Origin of the sequence: Parasedimentitalea marina, from assembly GCF_004006175.1 — a bacterium.
Classification (GTDB): Bacteria; Pseudomonadota; Alphaproteobacteria; order Rhodobacterales; family Rhodobacteraceae; genus Parasedimentitalea; species Parasedimentitalea marina.
This window is the reverse complement of sequence record NZ_CP033219.1, coordinates 717,088-737,594: the sequence shown is the minus strand read 5'-3', so window position 1 is coordinate 737,594 and position 20,507 is coordinate 717,088. Positions and strand designations below refer to the sequence as shown.

The following is a 20,507-nucleotide window of genomic DNA, read 5'->3' as shown; positions in this document are numbered from 1 at the left end:
ATCTACAGGCTGAAATTGCAGCAAACTGTTTACTCTGGATGCCAATGAGTCCATTAGCACTCTCGTTAGACTTTCGTTAGCGCTAACTGATTTGATCTGCCGAGCAGCACAAAGGGTACAACGATGAGCGATATTTGGCAGCAACTTGCAGCACACCGCAGTCAAACAGCTGACACCTCTATTTTGTCGCTGTTCGATGACACCACCCGCTTTGATAGGTTTTCAGCTGAAACAGACGGGATGCTTCTCGACGTCTCGAAGACCAGTCTGGATGCCACTGCGATGGATCTTCTGGTTCAGCTGGCCCAAGGCGAAGATCTGGAAGCCAAGATCGCCGCAATGTTCCGCGGTGAAGCGATCAATACCACCGAGGATCGCGCTGTATTGCACACAGCCCTGCGCGCCCAGGCTGACACCCCAATTGAGGTTGATGGCGCCGATGTCCTGCCGGAAGTCCGTACCATCCGAAGTCAGATGGAACAGTTTGCAGAGGCGGTTCGCAACGGCGACATCCAGACGGCTGACGGCGGCCACTTTACCGATGTCGTCAACATCGGCATTGGCGGTTCGGACCTGGGTCCGGCGATGGCAACGCTGGCACTGACCCCCTATCACGATGGCCCCTGCTGCCATTTTGTCTCGAATGTAGACGGTGCCCATATCCACGACACGCTGGCCACTCTGGACCCCAGGCGGACATTGGTCATCATCGCCTCCAAAACATTCACCACGATTGAGACCATGACCAACGCTGAAACCGCGCTGGTCTGGCTGCGGGCCGCCCTGGGCGACAAGGCAGGAGACCATCTGGCAGCCGTTTCAACCGCGCACGACAAAACCGCCGCCTTGGGGATTGCCCCCGAACGGGTATTTGGGTTTGAGAACTGGGTTGGCGGACGGTATTCCCTGTGGGGCCCTGTGGGTCTGCCCATCATGCTGGCCATCGGATCTAAGAACTTCAAAGACTTCCTGCGTGGCGCAGATGCCATGGACAACCATTTCAAAACCGCACCCCTACACAAGAACCTGCCGGTTCTGCTGGGACTGGTTGGTATCTGGCACAACAATATCTGCGACTACGGCAGCCGCGCTGTCCTGCCCTATGACCAGCACCTGCAACGCCTGCCGGCCTATCTTCAACAGCTCGACATGGAGAGCAACGGCAAGCGGGTGGCGCAGGACGGCAGCACCCTGCCCCGCGCCTCGGGGCCGGTGGTCTGGGGCGAACCCGGCACCAACGGCCAGCATGCGTTTTACCAGTTACTGCACCAGGGCACGGCAGTTGTCCCCGCCGAATTCCTGATTGCCGCCGAGGCCCACGAGCCAGACCTGCGCCACCACCACGACCTGCTAAAGGCCAATTGCCTAGCCCAGTCCGAGGCGCTTATGCGCGGGCGTTCATTGGCCGAGGCCAGCGAGGTTGCCGCCAAGCGCGGCCTTACTGGCGCCGAGCAGGACCGCATGGCGGCGCATCTCAGCTTCCCAGGTGACCGCCCGTCGATCACCATCGCCTACCCCAAACTCACGCCCTTTGTGCTGGGTCAGACTATCGCCCTGTATGAGCACCGTGTGTTCACCGAAGGTACGATTTGGGGCCTCAACCCGTTCGACCAATGGGGGGTTGAGTTGGGCAAAGAACTTGCCGTCGCCTTGCTGCCTCTGGTCCAAGGAGCGCCCACCGACCACAAAGACGGCTCCACCAGCGGATTGCTGTCTAAATTGACCCCGCCCGCCGCCACCCAATCCTAACTTCAGCCACGAACGTCAGAGAGAACCATGGTTTCCCGAGTCATACCCGTCCAATCCTTTGATCTGGTGCTTTTCGGCGCTACCGGCGACCTTGCCCGGCGCAAAATTCTGCCCAGTCTGTTCCACCGCTTCCAACTGGGCCAATTCAGCGACAGCTCACGTATCATCGGCGCGTCCCGCAGTGACATGGACGTCGACAGTTTCCGCGAGCGGGTGGCCGAAGCCGTGCGTGAATTTGGCCAGCAGGACGAGGTGAACGACAAAGACATCGCTGCCTTTGTCACCCTGCTGGATTATGTGGCCATTGATGCCAAAGGCGATCGCGGCTGGGATGAGCTTGCCACGCACATGCGCCCGGACATGGTGCGCGCCTTCTATCTTTCGGTTGCGCCCAGCCTGTTTGGCGACATTGCAACGCGTCTGCGCAGTACCGGCATCGCCACAGATGACAGCCGCATTGTGGTGGAAAAGCCCTTTGGCCACGATCTGGCCAGTGCTCAGGCCTTGAACAAGGCACTGCGGGCCAACTTTGAGGAAAGTCAGATCTATCGGATCGACCATTATCTGGGCAAAGAAACTGTGCAGAACCTGATGGCGCTGCGCTTTGCCAACTCGCTGTTTGAACCCCTGTGGAATTCCTCGCATATCGATCACGTACAGATCACCGTTGCCGAAAGCATCGGGGTTGAAGGGCGCGGCGAATACTATGACCGCTCAGGCGCGATGCGCGACATGGTGCAAAACCACCTGATGCAGCTGCTGTGCCTGACCGCCATGGAACCGCCCGGCAACTTTACCCCGGACGCGGTGCGCAACGAGAAGGTCAAGGTGATCGAGGCGCTGGAACCGGTCGAGAACTCGGACATCGCCCGCGGCCAGTATCGCGGCCACGATGGTCAGGCCAGTTACCGCGATCATGCCGGAGATCCGGACAGCCAGACCGAAAGCTTCATCGCCATGAAGGTGCAGGTTGCCAATTGGCGGTGGGCCGGAACTCCGTTCTATCTGCGCACCGGCAAATGCCTGCGCGAGCGGGCATCAGAAATCGCGGTCTTCTTTCGCGATCCGCCGCATAACATCTTTCAGGGCAGTGACCCGGCCAAGGGCAATGTGCTGGTGATCCGCCTGCAACCCGACGAAGGCATCACCCTGCACACCACCATCAAGGACCCCGGTCCCGGTGGCATGCGCCTGACCCAGGCCGCGCTGGACATGACCTTTGCCGACAGCCTGCCCCATGATGAACGACCGCAAGATGCCTATGAACGGCTGATCATGGATGTGATCCGTGGCAACCAGACCCTGTTCATGCGCGGTGACGAAGTCGAGGCCGCCTGGGCCTGGGCCGATCCCATCATCGCAGGCTGGGACGGCACCCGGCATGCTCCGCTGCCCTATGATATCGGCAGCTCCGGGCCCGAAGACTCACTTCGGCTGCTGCATCGCGACGAACGTAGCTGGCGCAGTATCGGCAAATGATCCAAGGCACCCAACAGAAAAGCGGCACCCAATGACTTTGAATACAACTCTGGCCTCGGTCACCGAACGCATTATCAGCCGCAGCGCCCCCACCCGGCAGGCCTATCTTGGCCGGATGCGCGCGGCTCAAAGCAAAGGCCCGGCGCGGGCGCATCTCAGCTGTAGCGGACAGGCGCATGCCTATGCCGCTGCTGGCGCGGATCAGGACACCCTGGCCAAGGCCTCGACCGGTCACATTGGCATTATCACCGCTTACAACGATATGCTCTCGGCGCATCAACCGTTTGAGACCTACCCGCAGCTGATCCGCGATGCCGCGCGTGAGGCCGGCGGCACGGCGCAGGTTGCCGGCGGTGTTCCCGCCATGTGTGACGGCGTCACCCAGGGTGAGGCCGGCATGGAGCTGAGCCTGTTTTCGCGGGATACCATTGCCATGGCCACCGCCGTCGCACTGAGCCACAACACTTTTGACGCGGCGGTTTTTCTGGGCGTCTGTGACAAGATCGTACCGGGCCTGATTATCGGCGCCCAGGTCTTTGGCCACCTGCCCGCCGTGTTTCTGCCCGCAGGCCCCATGACCAGTGGCTTGGCCAACGACGACAAGGCCAAGATCCGCCAAAAATACGCTCTGGGTGAAGTCAGCCGCGAAGAGTTGTTAAAGGCAGAGATGGCCGCATACCACGGGCCGGGCACCTGCACATTTTATGGCACCGCCAATACCAACCAGATGCTGATGGAATTCATGGGGCTGCACCTGCCGGGTTCCAGCTTTGTCAATCCAAACACGCCGCTGCGTGATGCGCTGACCAAAGAGGGCGGCCGTCGTGCTCTGTCTCTCAGCGCTCTGGGCAATGCCTATACACCAGTTTGCGATATTCTGGACGAAAAGGCCTATGCCAACGGCATCGCCGGCCTGATGGCCACGGGCGGGTCGACCAACCTGTTGATTCACCTGATTGCCATGGCCCGTGCCGGTGGCATCATTCTGGACTGGCAGGACTTTGCGGAGCTGTCCGAAGTCGTGCCCCTGCTGGCGCGGGTTTACCCTAATGGGATGGCCGACGTGAACCACTTCCACGCCGCAGGTGGTCTGGGCTACATGATCGGTGAAATGCTCTCGGCTGGCCTGCTCCATCCGGATACCAAAACCGTCGCTGGCGACGGGCTGGTCAACTATACCACCGAACCCTTCTTAGGTGACGATGGTCTGACCTGGCGCAAGGGCACAGACACAAGCCTGAATGACAAAATTGTCCGCCCCGCCTCTGATCCCTTCCAGCCCACTGGCGGGCTAAGCCGCCTGACTGGCTCGCTTGGCACTGGTGTCATGAAAATTTCGGCCGTGGCTGAAGAGCACCGTATCGTCGAGGCTCCAGTTCGTGTCTTCCACGATCAGGACGAGGCCAAGGCGGCGTTCAAAGCCGGTGAATTTACCGGTGACACCATCATCGTGGTGCGGTTTCAGGGGCCCAAGGCCAATGGCATGCCCGAGCTGCACAGCCTGACGCCAATGCTGTCGATCCTGCAAGGTCGTGGCCACAAAGTGGCACTGGTAACGGATGGACGCATGTCCGGGGCCAGCGGCAAAATACCTGCCGCAATCCATGTGGTTCCCGAAGCGCTTGACGGCGGCCCAATCGCCTATATTCAGGACGGTGATATTCTGCGGGTCGATGCAATAGCCGGGACACTGGACATAGTGACCCCCGATGTCACCGACCGCGCACCTGCAACTGCGGACCTTTCGGCCAATGCCTATGGCATGGGACGCGAGCTGTTCTCCCCTTTCCGCCAGGCCGTCGGATCTGCCGACACCGGCGCCAGTGTATTTGGAGTATAAGATATGTCGATCTCCCCCCAGGCCGCCAGCGCCCGCAATCGCGAAATCTGCCGCATGGCCCCTATTATCCCGGTTCTGGTGGTGCATGACGTTGCCCATGCCCGCCCTTTGGCCGAAGCCCTGGTGCGTGGCGGTCTGCCCGCACTAGAAGTCACCCTGCGTACTCCAGTCGCTTTGGATGTGATCCGCGAAATGTCAAAGGTCGAGGGCGGCATTGTTGGTGCCGGCACCCTGATCACCCCGGATGATGTCACGGCAGCGGTCGAAGCCGGTGCACAATTCGGTGTCTCACCCGGGGCGACTGACAATCTGCTGGATGCCTGCGAAGACATTGGCTTGCCCATGCTGGCCGGCGCGGCCACCGCCAGCGAGGCAATGCGTCTGCTGGAACGTGGCTATGACATGCTAAAGTTTTTCCCAGCCGAGGCCTCAGGCGGGGTTCCTGCGCTAAAAGCCATCGGTGCACCACTACCACAGGTCTCGTTCTGTCCGACAGGTGGCGTCAGCCCATCCAATGCGGCCTCTTACCTGTCCCTCTCCAACGTTATCTGCGCGGGCGGCAGCTGGGTGGCGCCCAGTGATCTGGTCAACAATGGCGAATGGGGCAAAATCGAAGAACTAGCTCGCGCTGCCAGTCAACTGACGCGCTGATCAACAACACCCTTGAGCGGGTCATCTGCCTGGTCAAGGAACTCTTAATTCCTACGCCACGACGAGCAACTCTTGAACAAGCCTCGGCAGATCGGCGAAATCATCAAATGCCACTGCATGGTGCAGATCCTCAACCGCACATTTCCGGTAGCCTTCGGTGAACAGCAGAAACGGCACCCCGGCCCGATGCCCCGTCTCGGCGTCAACATCGCTGTCTCCGACATAGAGCTGCGGCCCCTCGCCCAGTGCGGCAAAAGCAGCATGCAGTGGCGCTGGGTCCGGTTTGTGTACCGGTAAACTGTCGCCGCCCCACATGGTATCAAAGTAATGATCCATCCCCAGATGCTCTAACACCAAACGACAGGGGCGGATTGGCTTATTAGTGCAAATCCCCAGGGTATGACCACCCGCCTTAAGCGCATCCAAAGCTGCCAAGACGCCGGGATAGGGCAATGTCAGGCCGACCGCATTGTCATAGCGCGCGATGAAATCGGCCAGCAAACGTGCTTGTTCACACTCGTCGATCCCCCGCGCACCGCGCATTTTTGTGACAAACACGGCAGCGCCGTTGCCAATAAAATCATGTGTCTGCGCAAGCGAGAGGCCCTCGTGCCCCTCTTGCTCCAGCACCTCGTTGGCGATGCCGTGAATATCCGGTGCGCTGTCAATCAGCGTTCCATCAAGGTCAAATACTATGCGCGCCATTGGGCACCCTTTCAAAAATCACTTGGTCCGTCCGGCCCCAGACAGAATATGCCAGCGCCGGAACAGCAAGCCCAAAAACGCGATTGCTCAGATAATCGCGCCACGCACCTTGGCCGAGACCCATTCGCTGACCACCACGGCCAGCAAGATCACCAACAGGATCAGACTGACCTGCGGCCAGGCCAGCGTATCCAGCGAGCCTTTTAGCTGCAAACCAATGCCTCCGGCGCCGACCAGTCCCAGAACCGTGGATTCACGCAGATTGATGTCCCAGCGGAACACCGCAATACCGGCAAAAGCAGGCATGATCTGCGGCAAGATCCCATAGGCCATCACTTGCCAGCGACTGGCACCGGTTGCGGTGATTGCCTCGACCTGTGTCTCATCAATCTCTTCGATCGCCTCATACAGCAGTTTGGCGCAGAACCCGATTGAGCGGATCGAGATAGCAATCAGCCCGGCAAACACACCTGGTCCAAGTATCTTGACCAGCAGCAGTGCCCAGATCAGCGAATTGATCGAGCGGCTGGAAACAATGATCAGCAGCGCAACAGGGCGCACGAACAGCGCCGAAGGGGTGGTGTTGCGTGCTGCCATAAAGGCCACTGGCACCGCCATCATCAGGGCCATCACAGTGCCCAAAGTGGCAATATTCAATGTATCCCACAGCGGCTCCCACAGTTTGTCCATATAGGACCAACGCGGCGGCACGGCACGGCCACCAATGTCTGCGGCAATACGTGGTGCATCCCAAAAGAACGGCCAGGTTGTCGCCGCCGATATCTGCTGCCAGCACCACATGAATACCGCAGTACCGACCATCCAGAGCGCCCAGATTTTCAGCTGAGTATTGCGATCACGCCGTTGCCAGACTTTCTGGCCATCAATTGTAGAAATAGCCATTACTGGACCCTCGCGCGGATAATGCCGGATAGGTACTCAAGCCCCATCACAACAACGATGATCACCAGCAGGATCGCCGCTGCGGTGTCGAATTCATATCGGTCAAACGCAGTGTTCAAGGTCGCGCCGATGCCCCCGGCCCCGACAATTCCCAACACTGCACTTTCGCGGAAATTGATATCCAGTCGATAGATCGACAGACCAATAAGACGCGGCACAACCTGTGGATGGACGCCGTAAACATAGCGCTGCAACCAGGATGCCCCAGTGGCACGCACAGCCTCGGCCTGGACCTTATCCATGTCCTCAATTTCTTCGGCCAGCAGTTTCGACAAAAAGCCGATCGTGGCAAAGCTAAGGGTCAGGAAGCCGGCCAATGGCCCAAATCCAAAGATCGCAACCAGTAAGATCGCCACCACGATCTCGTTCAGGGCACGAGACACCGCCACAATAGACCGGCACACCAGATAGACCGGCAGGATCGAGATATTGCGCGCCGCGCCCAGCCCAATCGGAATGGAGACCGCAATGCCCACAACAGTCGACGCCAGCGCCATCACGGCGCTTTCAATCATCCCGTCTTTGATTTCACCCGCGCGGGATATGAAGTCCGGATAAGCAAAGGCCATGACAAACTGCCAGCCCCGATCCAATCCGCGATAGACCCGCGACCAGTTCACATCAATCGAGTAAATCGCAAGGATCAGATAGATCACCGAGCCGATCAACAACGCCCAGCGCAACCCGGAAGAGCTGATAAGGGGAGGCTTTTTCCACGGCTTTCCCAGCCGTTCATCAAGTGCTGCGCTCATTATGCGGCATCCACTTCATCGTCTTCGTCGACTTTCTGAATGGTCTCTGACCAATCTTCGTCGCCATAAATTGTGGTCAGAACATCTTCGGTCAGGTCCGCGGGTGATCCGTCAAACACCATGGTGCCCAGCTTCAACCCGACAATCCGTGACACAAACATCTGCGCCAGGGCCACATCGTGAATGTTCACAATGGCCGCCAATTCGCGTTCTTCACACAACTCGACAATCAGCCGCATGATTTGGCGCGAGGTTTTTGGATCCAGTGACGCAGTGGGTTCATCCACCAACAACACCGATGGATTTTGGATCAGTGCACGACAGATGCCAACCCGCTGGCGTTGACCGCCAGACAGTTCATCTGCCCGCTTATCCGCCATTTCGACCAGACCAACCCGGTCCAGCAAGCGAAACGCCTCGTCCACGTCGCTTTGCGGGTATTTGCGCAGGAAACTGCGCCAGAACCCAACATAGCCCAACCGTCCGGACAGTACGTTTTCCATCACGGTCAGCCGTTCAACCAAAGCATATTCCTGGAAAATCATCCCCATGCGGCGACGCTCTTTGCGCAAGCCGCCTAGTCCCAAGCTGGTGAGCTCAACCCCGTCAAGCGTCACCGTTCCCGACGTCGGTTCGACAAGTCGGTTGATACAGCGGATCATAGTGGATTTCCCGGCTCCGGACGGGCCGATCAGGGCCAGAACCTGGCCCTTGGGCACATCCAGATCGACGGCGTTCAACGCCTTGTCGCCGGTTTTGTAGACTTTAGTTAGTTTTTCTAGACGCAGCATCAGGGCCTCGCAGTGGGCAAAAAGGCATACGCCCCGAAAGGTCGGGGCGCACCAAGATCAAGTTCAATCAACGGATTAGCTACAGGCGTAGCTTACACCGTTGGCAGTATCGATTTTACGAATCACGTCCCAGAACTCTTTATAGTTCATCTGCAGGAACTGGCCCTCGTTGGACTTCTCAAACTCTTCCTGCAAGGCGGTGCCTTCCCAATCAAAGCTAAAGAACGCGTCCTGGATCTGTGCCTGCAGCTCGGGTGTCAGGTTGTGTGCGGTGCCAAAGCCAGTGGTCGGGAAGGTCTGCGACTTATAGATCGACACAACATCATCGGCTTTCAGTTCACCCCGGCTGATCATCCGGTGCAGAACCGAGTTGGCAATCGAAGCTGCCATATAGTCCTGGTTGGCCACGCCCATGATCGAGTTATCGTGCTTGCCCGAATAGACCGGCTCAAAATCCCGATCGGGGATCATGTCATAGTCCCCTTTCAGAATAGCGCTGGGCGCTTTGAACCCTGAATTTGATGTCGGCGAGGTAAAGGCCAGCTGACCGCCTTTGATATCCTCGACTTTTTCAATGCCCGAGCCCGGATACGTAAGGATCTCCATCTCATAGCCGAAATTGCCGTCCAGCGACGCCATGATGGTGAACGGACGGAAGCCTGCACAGTTCACAGCCAATGGGTTAGAACCGGTGTTGAAGCCCGCAATGTGCAAACGACCCGAGCGCATCGCCTCGATCTGGGCAGCGTTAGACTGTACGGGGAAGAACTGAACCTTTTTGCCGGTCTTTGCGGCCAGGTGGTCCATGAACTCAGCCCAGACCGACACATAGACCGCCGGGTCTTCGACCGGGGTGTAGGTGAAAATCAATGTATCCGGATCAACCAGTTCGCTGGCATCGGTGGGAATATCTGCAACCAGATCCCCATCAACGTCACAGAAACGGTCATCCAGGGTTCCGCGTTCACAATCTGCCGCAGCAGCACCGGCTAATGTCATACCTGCAACAAATGCGGCGGTAGACATCAGTTTTGAAAAATCCAACATTTCCTTCTCCCTTTTTATTTTTAATTGGACAAAGCCTAGCGCCAAAAACTCATGCAGCAAGCATTTTGTTGGCGCAATCAGTCGCGATAGTCGAATTTCATTCATGGGGAATTGTGGAAATTTGTGGATTGTTCAATAGGTGAACTTTTTTGCGATTTTTGCGAGGCCGATGACATTGGACCGTTCGGTGGCACGAATACGTCTCAACCTTGCGCCAGATCAAAGAACCCAATGATAGACAAACGTTATGAAGGCGCCAACGCACAACCTTGGCTCACCGATGTCTCCTTTTGGCCTTTCTCTTCCTATGATCGCACACCGCTCAGCATTCCTGAAAAGGCTGCGGGCGCTGATGGGGATCTGTGCCCTCATACTGCAGATGCTGGCCCCTGTTGCGGCCCATTCTGCAAACTCGGGCGAGTGGATGGTCATCTGTGGCGCGGACGGGCCTGTGCTGATGCAGGTACAGCTGTCGGAAAATGACCCAACCCCCTGCCCAAAATGCGGCGAATGCAAAGCCTGCCAACTGGCCATCTCGACGGGTGGCATTCTACCTCTTTCACTGACATTGCGCGATCATCCCATGATCAAAACTGTGCATGGCCTGATTGACGGGGCGATCGCTGCCAACCCGGCGCAATTTTGGCATGAGAACCGCGGGCCTCCTTTAGTGCAGTCTTTGATTAGCGACAGCCTTTATCGTCTGTCTCATGCCGCAACCCTTAGCCAAGGAGATGCGCCATGGACGTAAGACGCGCAATTCCAAGCCTGGCAACTGCCACTGCTTATCTCTTCGCCACCTGTCTGTTCCTGTTTGCGTCATCGGTCCAGGCAGACGACCTGCCCTCTTTCCTGTCTGACATTCCCCCATCCGAACTGGCCCCCGGCGCTGATGCCTATGGCCCCGTCTCAAACGAGACCAGGGTCGCCCCGGTTCTAAAGGGTCGCGAGACCATTGCCTGGGCCTTTCTGACCTCTGATTTTGTTGGCACCACCGGGTACTCGGGCAAGCCCATTCACGTTGTCGCCGCCATCGACACGGATGCGGTTTTGACGGGTGTAAAACTGGTCAAACACTCAGAACCCATTATTCTGATTGGCATTCCAAACTCAAAAATGATCGCCCTGACCGAAGGGTACAAGGGTCTGGACCTAAAGGCCGAAGCTGCCACAGGTGGCGAGGCCCATGATCTTGATATCATTTCAGGTGCCACCGTAACCATCATGATCATCGACGACAGCCTTGTGCGTGCAGGCATCAAAGTGGCCCGCGCCTTGGGTCTGGGCGGTCTGGCACCGCACCTTGATCAAGGCCCAAAGCGTGAAATCGATATGACCCGGACACAGACCCATGATTGGGGCACACTGGCTGGGGACGGTTCGGTTCGGCGTTTGACGCTGGACATTGGTCAGATCAACGCCGCCTTTGAGGACACCGCCGATGCCCGCGCCGCAAAACGGCCTGAACCGGGGGAACCCGATGACACCTTCATCGACATGCACCTGGCACTGGTTTCGGTGCCGTCCATTGGCAAAAGCCTGCTGGGTGAGGCGGAATACAACAATCTGACCAAATGGCTGAAAGACGGCGAGCAGGCCATTCTGGTGCTTGGTCGCGGCGTCTATAGCTTCAAAGGGTCCGGGTATGTGCGCGGCGGTATCTTTGACCGCATTCAGCTGATCCAGGGCGATAACTCAGTCCGGTTCTTTGACAAGCAACAGCGCCGTCTGGGCGATCTGGCCACCAGCGACAGCCCCAGCTTTACTGAACTCGACATCTTCAAGATCCCTGCGGACGCCGAATTTGACCCCGCTGAACCGTTCCGCCTGCAATTGCTGGCCCAGCGTGCTGTTGGTGCTGTTGAGAAAACGTTCCTGACGTTTGACTTGGGATACAAATTGCCCGAACAATATCTGCTGCCAGTTGCCGCCCCCGTGGTGATCAACAGCGCTACTGACGAGGCCGCGGCCAAAACCGCGCTCTGGCAACGCATCTGGAAAGATAAAGCCGTTGAGATCGGCATCCTGGGTGCCATGCTCTTGGTCCTGACCGGCGTCTTCTTCTTCCAGTTTCAGGCGACCGCCAATGCCCGCGTATTCTACTGGTTCCGCATTGGCTACCTCAGCTTCACTCTTGTTTTCCTAGGTTGGTACGCAAACGCACAATTGTCCGTCGTCAACCTATTGGCCCTAGCCGGATCCCTGCGCAGCGGTTTCACCTGGGATGCCTTCCTGATGGATCCGCTGGTCTTCATCCAATGGTTCGCCATTGCCGCCGCTCTGCTGTTCTGGGGGCGTGGTGCATACTGTGGCTGGTTGTGCCCGTTTGGCGCGCTGCAAGAGCTGTTGAACAAGGCCGCGCGGGCGCTGAAGGTTCCGCAATGGACCCTGCCCTGGGGCCTGCACGAACGCCTGTGGCCGCTGAAGTACATGATCTTCCTTGGTCTGTTTGGTCTGTCGATGGTGTCTATGACACTTGCCGAGACCTACGCCGAGGTTGAACCGTTCAAGACCGCCATCATCCTGAAGTTCCTGCGCGACTGGCCCTTTGTCATCTTTGCCGTCTCACTGCTGATCGCCGGCCTGTTCATCGAACGCTTCTACTGTCGCTACTTATGCCCACTTGGTGGCGCCTTGGCGATCCCCGCCCGCATCCGCATGTTCGACTGGCTACGTCGCTACAAGGAATGTGGCAGCCCCTGTCAGACCTGTGCCAATGAATGCCCAGTTCAGGCCATCCATCCCACCGGAGAGATCAACCCAAACGAATGCGTCGACTGCATGCATTGCCAGGTTCTGTATCAATCCGAAACCAAATGCCCCGTGGTCATCAAGCAGCTTAAGCGCCGTGCAAAAACCGGCAGCGCTGATCTGAAGATGCCACTTGGACAGCCCCCGGCGAACCATCCAAACGCCAAAACTTCACCCGTTTCCTGAAGGAGGAATATTATGTCGGAACAAGACAAGACACTGAATGTCACCCGCCGCGGCCTATTGAGCGCGACAGCAACCGGAGCCGTCTTGGCCACAACCGGTGTTGGCGCAACTTTGATGTCCGCGAAAGAGGCCAGCGCTGCTGCCAAATCCGCGCTTGAGCCAGGTGAACTGGACGATTATTATGGCTTCTGGTCCTCAGGCCAGACCGGCGAATTGCGCATCATGGGTGTTCCATCCATGCGTGAATTCATGCGCGTTCCAGTGTTCAACCGCTGCTCGGCCACTGGCTGGGGTCAGACCAACGAATCCAAAAAAATCCTGACCGAGGGGTTGTTGCCGGAAACCAAAGCGTTCTTGGCTGCCAACGGCAAGGAAATGTACGACAACGGTGACCTTCACCACCCACACATGTCGTTCACCGATGGCGTCTATGACGGTCGCTTTATCTTTATGAACGACAAAGCAAACACCCGCGTAGCCCGTGTGCGCTGTGACGTGATGAAGTGCGACAAGATCATCGAGATCCCAAATGCCATGGACATCCACGGCATGCGTCCACAGAAGTACCCACGTACTGGTTACATCTTTGCCAACGGTGAGCACGAAGCACCACTGGTCAACGACGGCAAAATCCTGGACGAGCCTTCGGAGTACGTGAACATCTTTACCGCCATCGACGGCGACGAGATGGAAGTGTCCTGGCAGGTAATCGTATCGGGCAACTTGGACAACACTGACTGCGACTATCAAGGCAAATACGCAATCTCGACTTCTTACAACTCGGAAATGGGTATGAACCTGGCCGAGATGACCGAAGCAGAAATGGACCACGTTGTTGTCTTCAATCTGGCTGAAATCGAAGCAGGTATTGCTGCTGGCGATTACCAGGAACTGAACGGCGTTAAAGTTGTTGATGGCCGTAAAGGTCAGAACAAAAACTACACCCGTTACGTTCCGATCCCGAACTCGCCACACGGCGTGAACGCCGCTCCAGACAAAAAGCACATCATGATCAACGGTAAGCTGTCGCCAACCGTATCTGTCATCGACGTCGAAAAGCTGGACGCATTGTTCACAGACAACGCTGATGAACGCTCGTGCATTGTAGCAGAACCAGAGCTGGGCCTAGGTCCTCTCCACACTGCGTTCGACAACAAAGGCAACGCCTACACCACTCTGTTCCTGGACAGCCAGGTAGTGAAGTGGGACATCCAGAAAGCCATCGATCTATATGCTGGCAAGGATGTTGATCCAGTTCTCGACAAAGTCGATGTACATTACCAGCCAGGTCACAACTCGACCTCAATGGGTGAAACAGCTGACGCAGATGGTCAGTGGCTGATTTCGATGAACAAGTTCTCGAAAGACCGCTTCCTGAACGTTGGCCCGCTGAAACCAGAGAACGAGCAGTTGATCGACATCTCGGGTGACAAGATGAAGGTTGTCCATGATGGCCCAACCTTTGCCGAGCCACACGATAGCATCATTGTTCGCCGTGACATCGTGAATCCGGTCAACGTCTGGGACCGCAACGACCCAATGTGGGAAGATGCCCGCATTCAGGCGGCGGCTGATGGCATCGATCTGGAAGAAGGTGCCGAGGACATCATCCGCGACAAGGATGATTCAACCAAGGTTCGCGTCTACATGACCAGCCAGGCACCTATGTTCTCGATGGAGAAATTCACCGTCAATCAAGGTGACGAAGTGACCATCTACGTCACCAACCTAGATGACGTGGATGACGTGACCCACGGTCTGTGTATGGCCAACTTTGGTGTCGCCATGGAAATTGGCCCTATGGCAACCGCATCGGTTACCTTTGTCGCCGAACGTCCGGGTGTACACTGGTACTATTGCCAATGGTTCTGCCACGCGCTCCACATGGAGATGCGCGGTCGGATGATGGTTAACCCTCGCGAGGCTTAAGACATGCGCTGGCTCCTTCTCTTGATTGCACTGTTTTGTTCTCCGGCTGTGGCCGCTGATTGGGACGTTCCAAACCGGGCGGGAGCCATTGCAGAAACATTGGCGCAGGCGGCGGATGGTGACACCCTCCGCCTCGCCCCTGGCATTTACTCTGAAACACTGACGCTGGATCGACCTGTCACCTTAGATGGGCAAGGCCATGCTGAAATTAACGGCGGCGATGCAGGGACCGTGATTACTGTTACCGGAGCAGATGTCGCTATATCTGGGATCACGGTATCTGGATCCGGGTCGGACCATGAAACAATCGACAGCGGCATCAAGCTGACAAAGACAGCAACCGCCCCGATCGTGACAGGCAACACCCTAATTGGAAATCTATACGGTATCGACATACATGGTGCCCGCAATGCGCTGGTTGCAGGCAACCACATCGAAGGCCGCCAAGACCACAAGATGAACGCGCGCGGCAATGGCATCTATGTCTGGAACGCGCCCGGCACCATCGTCGAGGACAATACAGTCCGCTGGGGCCGCGACGGTATTTTTGTCAACAGTTCAAAGAAAAACATATTCCGAAACAACACCTTCCGGGACCTGCGCTTTGCCGTGCACTATATGTATGCCGACAACTCCGAGGTCTCGGGCAATGTGTCAATCGGCAACCACCTTGGCTATGCGATGATGTTCTCTACCCGGGTTCGGATCACGGATAACGTCTCCCTGAATGATCGCGACCACGGCGTGATGTTGAACTACGCCAACAAAAGCGTGATCACCGGCAATTACGTCAAGAACACTTCGGGGAAATGCACCTTTCTCTATAACTCACACAAGAATGATTTCAGCGGCAACTGGTTTGAAGGCTGTGGCATCGGCATTCATTTCACTGCCGGGTCCGACAACAACCGGATGGTCGGCAACAGCTTTGTCCGCAACCGGACCCAGGTGAAATACGTATCGACCAAATGGGTCGAATGGTCCGAGAACGGGCGTGGCAACTACTGGAGCGACTTTGCCGCCTTCGACGTCGACGGAAATGGGATCGCTGATGCGCCCTATCGCCCAAATGACAGTATGGATCACGTCTTGTGGACCCAGCCCGCAGCCAAACTATTGCTGGGCTCTCCAGCTGTACAATTGGTGCGCTGGTCGCAGTCCACCTTTCCCGCCCTGTTGCCGGGCGGTGTGATGGACAGCAACGCACTGATGGCCCCGGTTCGACCGGCGGCAAGCAAGAAGGTACTTCAGGATGGATGACAGCCTGACCATAAAATCGGTCTGCAAATTTCGCGGCGACACCCAGGTTTTGCGGGACGTTGTCCTGTCAATTGCCCCCGGTGAACGGCTGGCGCTTCTGGGCCACAATGGGGCCGGTAAATCGACCCTGATCAAGTCGATCCTGGGTCTGACACCGGTGCACGGCGGCAAGATCAGCATTTGCGGCGCAGTGCCCGGTTCCGCCGCCGCCCGCGCCGCCACCGCCTTTCTGCCTGAATCCGTCAGCTTTCACCCTGCCATCACCGGACGTGAGCAGCTGACATTGTTTGCCCGCCTGTCCGGGGCTGGCGCCGATGTGGTTGGACTGCTGGATCGTGTCGGCCTAAGCGACGCACTGGATCGCCGCATTGGCACCTATTCCAAAGGCATGCGGCAGCGATTGGGCCTGGCTCAGGTTTTGCTCGGCAAACCCAAACTGGCGCTGCTGGACGAACCCACCAGCGGGCTGGACCCGATCTCACGGCAGGACCTTTATGCTATCATCGACGAATTGGCGGCACAGGGCACCGCCGTTCTGATCGCCAGCCACGCCTTGACCGAGGTCGAGGCCCGCACCGACCGTATTGCCATCCTGCGCAAGGGTGTGAAAGTGGCCGACAATACGCTGGCTTCTCTGTCGCAACAGGCTGACCTGCCCACCCGAATGCGCATAACCGCCAAAAGCGATCAGATCGAACAACTGGCTGCCCATGTTGGCGGCAAACGCATCAATGGTGCCGCGCTGGAAATCACCTGCAGTGCTGACCAGAAGATGGAGCAGCTCCGCCGTATTGCCGCCCTGGGCGACGCCGTCGTCGACATCTCCATGACGCCCCCGCGACTGGAAGACCTGTACCGCCATTTCTCAAAGGAGGACGGTCAATGATGACCCCGCGCGCCCTTGCTATTGCTCAGACTGAACTGTTGATCCTGCGCCGCAATCGCTGGCTGTTCATGGCCACACTGATCATGGTGCTGTTTGCCCTGGCCCTGACGTTTGCGGGCAGTGCCCCGACCGGCAGTCTGGGCGTTGACATGCTGACCATATCAGTGGCGTCAATGACCACGTTGTCGGTATATCTGGCCCCCCTGCTGGGGCTGATGATGTCGTTTGATGCCATTTCCGGCGATGTCGACCGTGGCAGCCTGTCGCTGATGCTGTCCTATCCGCCCAGCCGGGGCGAAATCCTACTGGGCAAATTCCTGTCACATCTCGCGGCGCTGAGTTTTGCGATGATCATCGGGTTTGGCACCGCCGGAGCCCTGGCAACGTGGTCAGGTGGCGCTGGATCCGACAGCCTGCTGGCCCTGGCCCGGCTTATTGCCACATCAATCCTGTTGGGGGCAGTCTTCCTTGCGCTGGGGTACATGGTATCAGCCTTTGCTGGCAGTTCCACTGCTGCGGCCGGAATGTCCGCGGCGCTCTGGCTTATCTTTGTGGTGCTTTTTGATCTTGGATTACTGGGCGCTGTTGTCATGGATCAAAGTGGATATTTCACCCAGACGATATTTCCATGGGTGATGGTCGCCAATCCAGCTGATGCATTCCGTGTGTGGAATGTCGCTGCCTCGGATGCCGTGGCCCTCACCAGTGGCATGACCGGCGCGGCAAGCGCGCTTCCTGGCTGGGCTGCACCCGTTTCCCTGTTGCTGTGGCCAATCCTTGGATTGGCTCTGGCCCGCATTGCATTTGGACGCGTCGAACCATGAAGACAGCAGCCCTCATTCTGGCACTTCTTGCGCTGACCGCCTGCAAGGAAGACCAAGCCAAAGCTCCGCCGCCACCGGTTGAGCTGACCACCGCCGCGCTAAGCTTTTTCTGCCAGATGAACGTGCTGGAACATGGCGGGCCAAAGGGGCAGATCCACCTGGAGGGCTATCCGGCCCCGTTGTTCTTCGCCCAGGTCCGCGACCTTGTCGCCTATATGAAAAGCCCCGAGCGCGATGCCCGGATCACCGCGGTCTACGTCAGTGACATGGGCAAAGCCGCCGGTTGGAATGATTTGGGGCCCAATAACTGGATATTGGCCAAGGAGGCCCAGTTCATCATCGGTGCCAATGTGGCGGGCGGCATGGGCGCGCCCGAAATTGTCCCATTCGGCGACGAAGCCACGGCCGCGCCGTTTCTAGATAAATACGGCGGAACACTTCTGCCGTTCACCGCAATTCCAGATGAGGCCGCCCTGGCCCCCGTCGATCTGTCACAGTTTTTGGAAACCCCGTCATGACGCATTTGAACCGCCGCCGGTTTCTGACCATTTCAGCTGCCGCCTTTAGCCTGCCGATGCAGGCAGTGGCAGCCACCCCCGCCCGCTGGCGCGGCATTGCATTGGGCGCTCGGGCGACGCTTCAACTGGCCGGTTTGACCCAGACACAGGCCAATCCCATTTTCATGGCCGTCGAGAACGAGCTCTCCCGACTGGAGAGCATTTTCAGCCTGTACAGAGACACATCCGAAATCTCGCGATTGAATGCAACCGGACGGCTGGAAGCCCCCTCGCATGAACTGCTAGAGGTTCTTAGCATTTCAAACATGTTGAACACCGCCACAGGTGGTGCATTTGATCCTACGGTTCAGCCGCTGTGGCAGGCCACTGTAACGACGGAGAATACAAGCCCTGTAACCGGGTGGCGCTATCTTGATTTTAACAGCCAACGGGTTGAATTCACCCCTCCAAAGGCGGCCACCATGGGCCTGACGCTGAACGGAATTGCCCAGGGCTACATCACCGATAAAATTGCCCACCTTCTTCGCAGGAAAGGCTTAACCGACGTTCTGGTGGATTTCGGCGAAATCATGGCCAACGGTCAACGCAGCACCGGCCAGATCTGGCGCGTCGGCATTGAAACGCCCAGCGGTCAACGGGTGAAGCAAATGACCCTGACCAACCGCGCGCTGGCCAGTTCTGCGCCTGTTATGCCCCTGGGTGACAGCACTCAACCAAACCCGCATATCTTCCCGCCAACCGCTACTCATCACTTGCAACAGGCCTTTGTCTCCGTATCGGCCCCAACAGCCGCTATTGCCGATGGTCTTTCGACAGCTTGCTGCCTGCTTTCGGACCAGCACATTCAAGCTGCGCTGGACCAGATCCCCGGCACCCGGATCGAAGCCTTGCAGCCCCTGACCTGATGCCTCGCGACCACCTTAACCGGTGGTCGCAGAACTGTTTTCTATTGCGCACACTCAATAAGAAGCGTGCCAGACGCGGTGTTTGAGATCGGAATGTGGTAGTTCCGCGTAATCTGTGTCACGTCGTCGCCCAGCGCCCCTCGCATCATCATCCACATCAGGAATTCCGTGCCCTGTGCGCCGGCCTTTTCAACCAGTTCATGCCTGGTAATCTTGGTCAGCACTTCGGGATTATGAACGATGTTATCAAGGCAATACTTATCGAAGTCCTTGTTGATGAAACCGGCACGTTCACCTTCCAGCTGATGGCTTAAACCGCCAGTGCCAAGCACAACAACTTTCAGATCTTCGGGGAAGCTTTCAATGCCTTTGCGCAGGGCCTTACCGAAGTCCAGCGCACGTTTCAGCGTTGGGATCGGGTGCTGCACGGTGTTGGCCGAAATCGGAATTGCCCGTGGCATATCCGGGTTATGAGGTGCGCCCGGCCAGAACAATTGCATCGGCACAACAAAACCGTGATCGACCGCCAGCTCCTGACAGGATGTGATGTCGAATTCGTCGGCGACCATGCTCTCAATAATGTGCCAACTCAACTCAGGGTGACCGGGGAACGGATCCAGCGACGGCAGCCCCCAGCCTTCGTCCTCGTTGCGATATTCATGCGCAGCACCAATGGCGAATGTCGGCATCTGATCCAGGAAAAAGCCCAAACCATGGTCGTTGTAGATGTTTATCACTACGTCCGGCTTGTTCTCACCGATCCACTTGTGAATCTTGGTGTAGCCGTCAAAAAACGGCTTCCAATAGGGATCTTCATGCAGTTCATTCTTGACTGCGTGGCCCACGGCCGGAATGTGCGAGGTTGTGATACCACCGAGAATTTTTGCCATTTTATGTCCCTTACGCCTGATCTAGCAAATGTTGCTTGAACTCTTCAGTGGTCATGCCCGTCTGCATACCGCCTACGTCCTGAACAGACAGTTTGAAAATTCCGGTCAGCTTGGCGAGGTAATAAATATTGCCACCTGCCGCGATCATGGCAAGGACGTCGCGATCACGAATAGCCTGCTTATGATCCTCGTTGAGCCCGTATTGCTCCATGAATCCTTCTTCGTCGGCCGCAAACGCCTCGCGGTGTTCTTGCTTGTTGAACGCGTAACACATCTTGTTCAGCGCATAGCCCTTCATGGCCTGCTTGCCGTCAAACAGTGTCGTTCCTGGAATGTGGGTATGATGATCAAATCCCGGCTGGTCCATCGGGTATCCTCTGC

General features: G+C 57.4%; 19 protein-coding genes. 12 read left to right on the top strand and 7 right to left on the bottom strand.

The genetic code is table 11. The annotated features are described in order from the left end of the window. The first annotated feature begins 123 nt into the window (after positions 1-123). The 4 genes from pgi to EBB79_RS03615 are packed head-to-tail and all read left to right on the top strand — an operon-like array spanning position 124 to position 5,719. Positions 124-1,749 carry a glucose-6-phosphate isomerase gene (gene pgi, locus EBB79_RS03630; RefSeq protein WP_127747628.1) on the top strand — a complete coding sequence of 542 codons (1,626 nt, stop codon included), beginning with the start codon at positions 124-126 and terminating at the stop codon, positions 1,747-1,749. 27 nt (positions 1,750-1,776) lie between these two features. Then, a complete protein-coding gene (gene zwf / locus EBB79_RS03625; RefSeq protein WP_127747627.1) occupies positions 1,777-3,228 on the top strand; it encodes a glucose-6-phosphate dehydrogenase in 1,452 nt (483 codons plus the stop codon). A 31-nt stretch (positions 3,229-3,259) separates the two neighbouring features. Further along, the gene (edd, locus tag EBB79_RS03620; protein WP_127747626.1) at positions 3,260-5,068 is read left to right on the top strand and encodes a phosphogluconate dehydratase; all 1,809 of its coding nucleotides are present in this window, start codon (positions 3,260-3,262) and stop codon (positions 5,066-5,068) included. Between the two features lie 3 nt (positions 5,069-5,071). Next, a complete protein-coding gene (locus EBB79_RS03615; protein ID WP_127747625.1) occupies positions 5,072-5,719 on the top strand; it encodes a bifunctional 4-hydroxy-2-oxoglutarate aldolase/2-dehydro-3-deoxy-phosphogluconate aldolase in 648 nt (215 codons plus the stop codon). Between the two features lie 51 nt (positions 5,720-5,770). Here the strand turns inward: EBB79_RS03615 and gph are convergent, their stop codons facing one another. The 5 genes from gph to phnD all read right to left on the bottom strand — a co-directional run bounded on the left by gph (position 5,771) and on the right by phnD (position 9,956). Beyond that, a complete protein-coding gene (gene gph, locus EBB79_RS03610) occupies positions 5,771-6,424 on the bottom strand; it encodes a phosphoglycolate phosphatase (RefSeq protein ID WP_127747624.1) in 654 nt (217 codons plus the stop codon). 87 nt (positions 6,425-6,511) lie between these two features. Next, entirely contained in the window at positions 6,512-7,327 is an 816-nt protein-coding gene (gene phnE, locus EBB79_RS03605) for a phosphonate ABC transporter, permease protein PhnE (protein WP_127747623.1), read from the bottom strand. Beyond that, positions 7,327-8,139, bottom strand: coding sequence for a phosphonate ABC transporter, permease protein PhnE (phnE, locus tag EBB79_RS03600; protein WP_127747622.1), 813 nt, complete (start codon positions 8,137-8,139; stop codon positions 7,327-7,329). The genes phnE (EBB79_RS03605) and phnE (EBB79_RS03600) overlap by 1 nt, the downstream gene beginning before the upstream one ends. Beyond that, positions 8,139-8,930 carry a phosphonate ABC transporter ATP-binding protein gene (gene phnC / locus EBB79_RS03595; protein ID WP_127747621.1) on the bottom strand — a complete coding sequence of 264 codons (792 nt, stop codon included), beginning with the start codon at positions 8,928-8,930 and terminating at the stop codon, positions 8,139-8,141. Before phnC ends, phnE (EBB79_RS03600) begins: the two co-directional genes overlap by 1 nt. Positions 8,931-9,005: 75 nt before the next feature. After that, the gene (gene phnD / locus EBB79_RS03590) at positions 9,006-9,956 is read right to left on the bottom strand and encodes a phosphate/phosphite/phosphonate ABC transporter substrate-binding protein (RefSeq protein ID WP_420850393.1); all 951 of its coding nucleotides are present in this window, start codon (positions 9,954-9,956) and stop codon (positions 9,006-9,008) included. A 268-nt stretch (positions 9,957-10,224) separates the two neighbouring features. Between phnD and EBB79_RS03585 the strand changes: the two genes are divergently transcribed. From EBB79_RS03585 to EBB79_RS03550, 8 genes are read left to right on the top strand one after another with little or no spacing between them, the layout of a single operon-like run. Continuing rightward, positions 10,225-10,728 carry a hypothetical protein gene (locus tag EBB79_RS03585; RefSeq protein ID WP_127747619.1) on the top strand — a complete coding sequence of 168 codons (504 nt, stop codon included), beginning with the start codon at positions 10,225-10,227 and terminating at the stop codon, positions 10,726-10,728. Next, positions 10,719-12,914, top strand: a complete 2,196-nt coding sequence (locus EBB79_RS03580; RefSeq protein ID WP_127747618.1) for a NosR/NirI family protein — start codon at positions 10,719-10,721, stop codon at positions 12,912-12,914. The genes EBB79_RS03585 and EBB79_RS03580 overlap by 10 nt, the downstream gene beginning before the upstream one ends. A 12-nt stretch (positions 12,915-12,926) precedes the next feature. Next, positions 12,927-14,843: a TAT-dependent nitrous-oxide reductase gene (nosZ, locus tag EBB79_RS03575; RefSeq protein ID WP_127747617.1), complete on the top strand. Its 1,917-nt coding sequence runs from the start codon at positions 12,927-12,929 to the stop codon at positions 14,841-14,843. Positions 14,844-14,846: 3 nt separating this feature from the next. After that, positions 14,847-16,103, top strand: coding sequence for a nitrous oxide reductase family maturation protein NosD (locus tag EBB79_RS03570; protein ID WP_127747616.1), 1,257 nt, complete (start codon positions 14,847-14,849; stop codon positions 16,101-16,103). Then, entirely contained in the window at positions 16,096-16,989 is an 894-nt protein-coding gene (locus EBB79_RS03565; RefSeq protein ID WP_127747615.1) for an ABC transporter ATP-binding protein, read from the top strand. Before EBB79_RS03570 ends, EBB79_RS03565 begins: the two co-directional genes overlap by 8 nt. Further along, on the top strand, positions 16,989-17,813 hold the full coding sequence (locus tag EBB79_RS03560; protein ID WP_127750862.1) for an ABC transporter permease: 825 nt from the start codon (positions 16,989-16,991) through the stop codon (positions 17,811-17,813). The genes EBB79_RS03565 and EBB79_RS03560 overlap by 1 nt, the downstream gene beginning before the upstream one ends. Next, on the top strand, positions 17,810-18,331 hold the full coding sequence (locus EBB79_RS03555; protein ID WP_127747614.1) for a nitrous oxide reductase accessory protein NosL: 522 nt from the start codon (positions 17,810-17,812) through the stop codon (positions 18,329-18,331). The genes EBB79_RS03560 and EBB79_RS03555 overlap by 4 nt, the downstream gene beginning before the upstream one ends. Beyond that, the gene (locus EBB79_RS03550) at positions 18,328-19,236 is read left to right on the top strand and encodes an FAD:protein FMN transferase (RefSeq protein WP_127747613.1); all 909 of its coding nucleotides are present in this window, start codon (positions 18,328-18,330) and stop codon (positions 19,234-19,236) included. The genes EBB79_RS03555 and EBB79_RS03550 overlap by 4 nt, the downstream gene beginning before the upstream one ends. 41 nt (positions 19,237-19,277) lie before the next feature. Here EBB79_RS03550 and EBB79_RS03545 read toward each other — a convergent pair whose 3' ends face one another. Further along, entirely contained in the window at positions 19,278-20,126 is an 849-nt protein-coding gene (locus EBB79_RS03545) for a class III extradiol dioxygenase family protein (RefSeq protein WP_127747612.1), read from the bottom strand. Between the two features lie 10 nt (positions 20,127-20,136). Further along, on the bottom strand, positions 20,137-20,493 hold the full coding sequence (locus EBB79_RS03540) for a protocatechuate 4,5-dioxygenase subunit alpha (protein WP_127747611.1): 357 nt from the start codon (positions 20,491-20,493) through the stop codon (positions 20,137-20,139). Positions 20,494-20,507 lie beyond the last annotated feature (14 nt).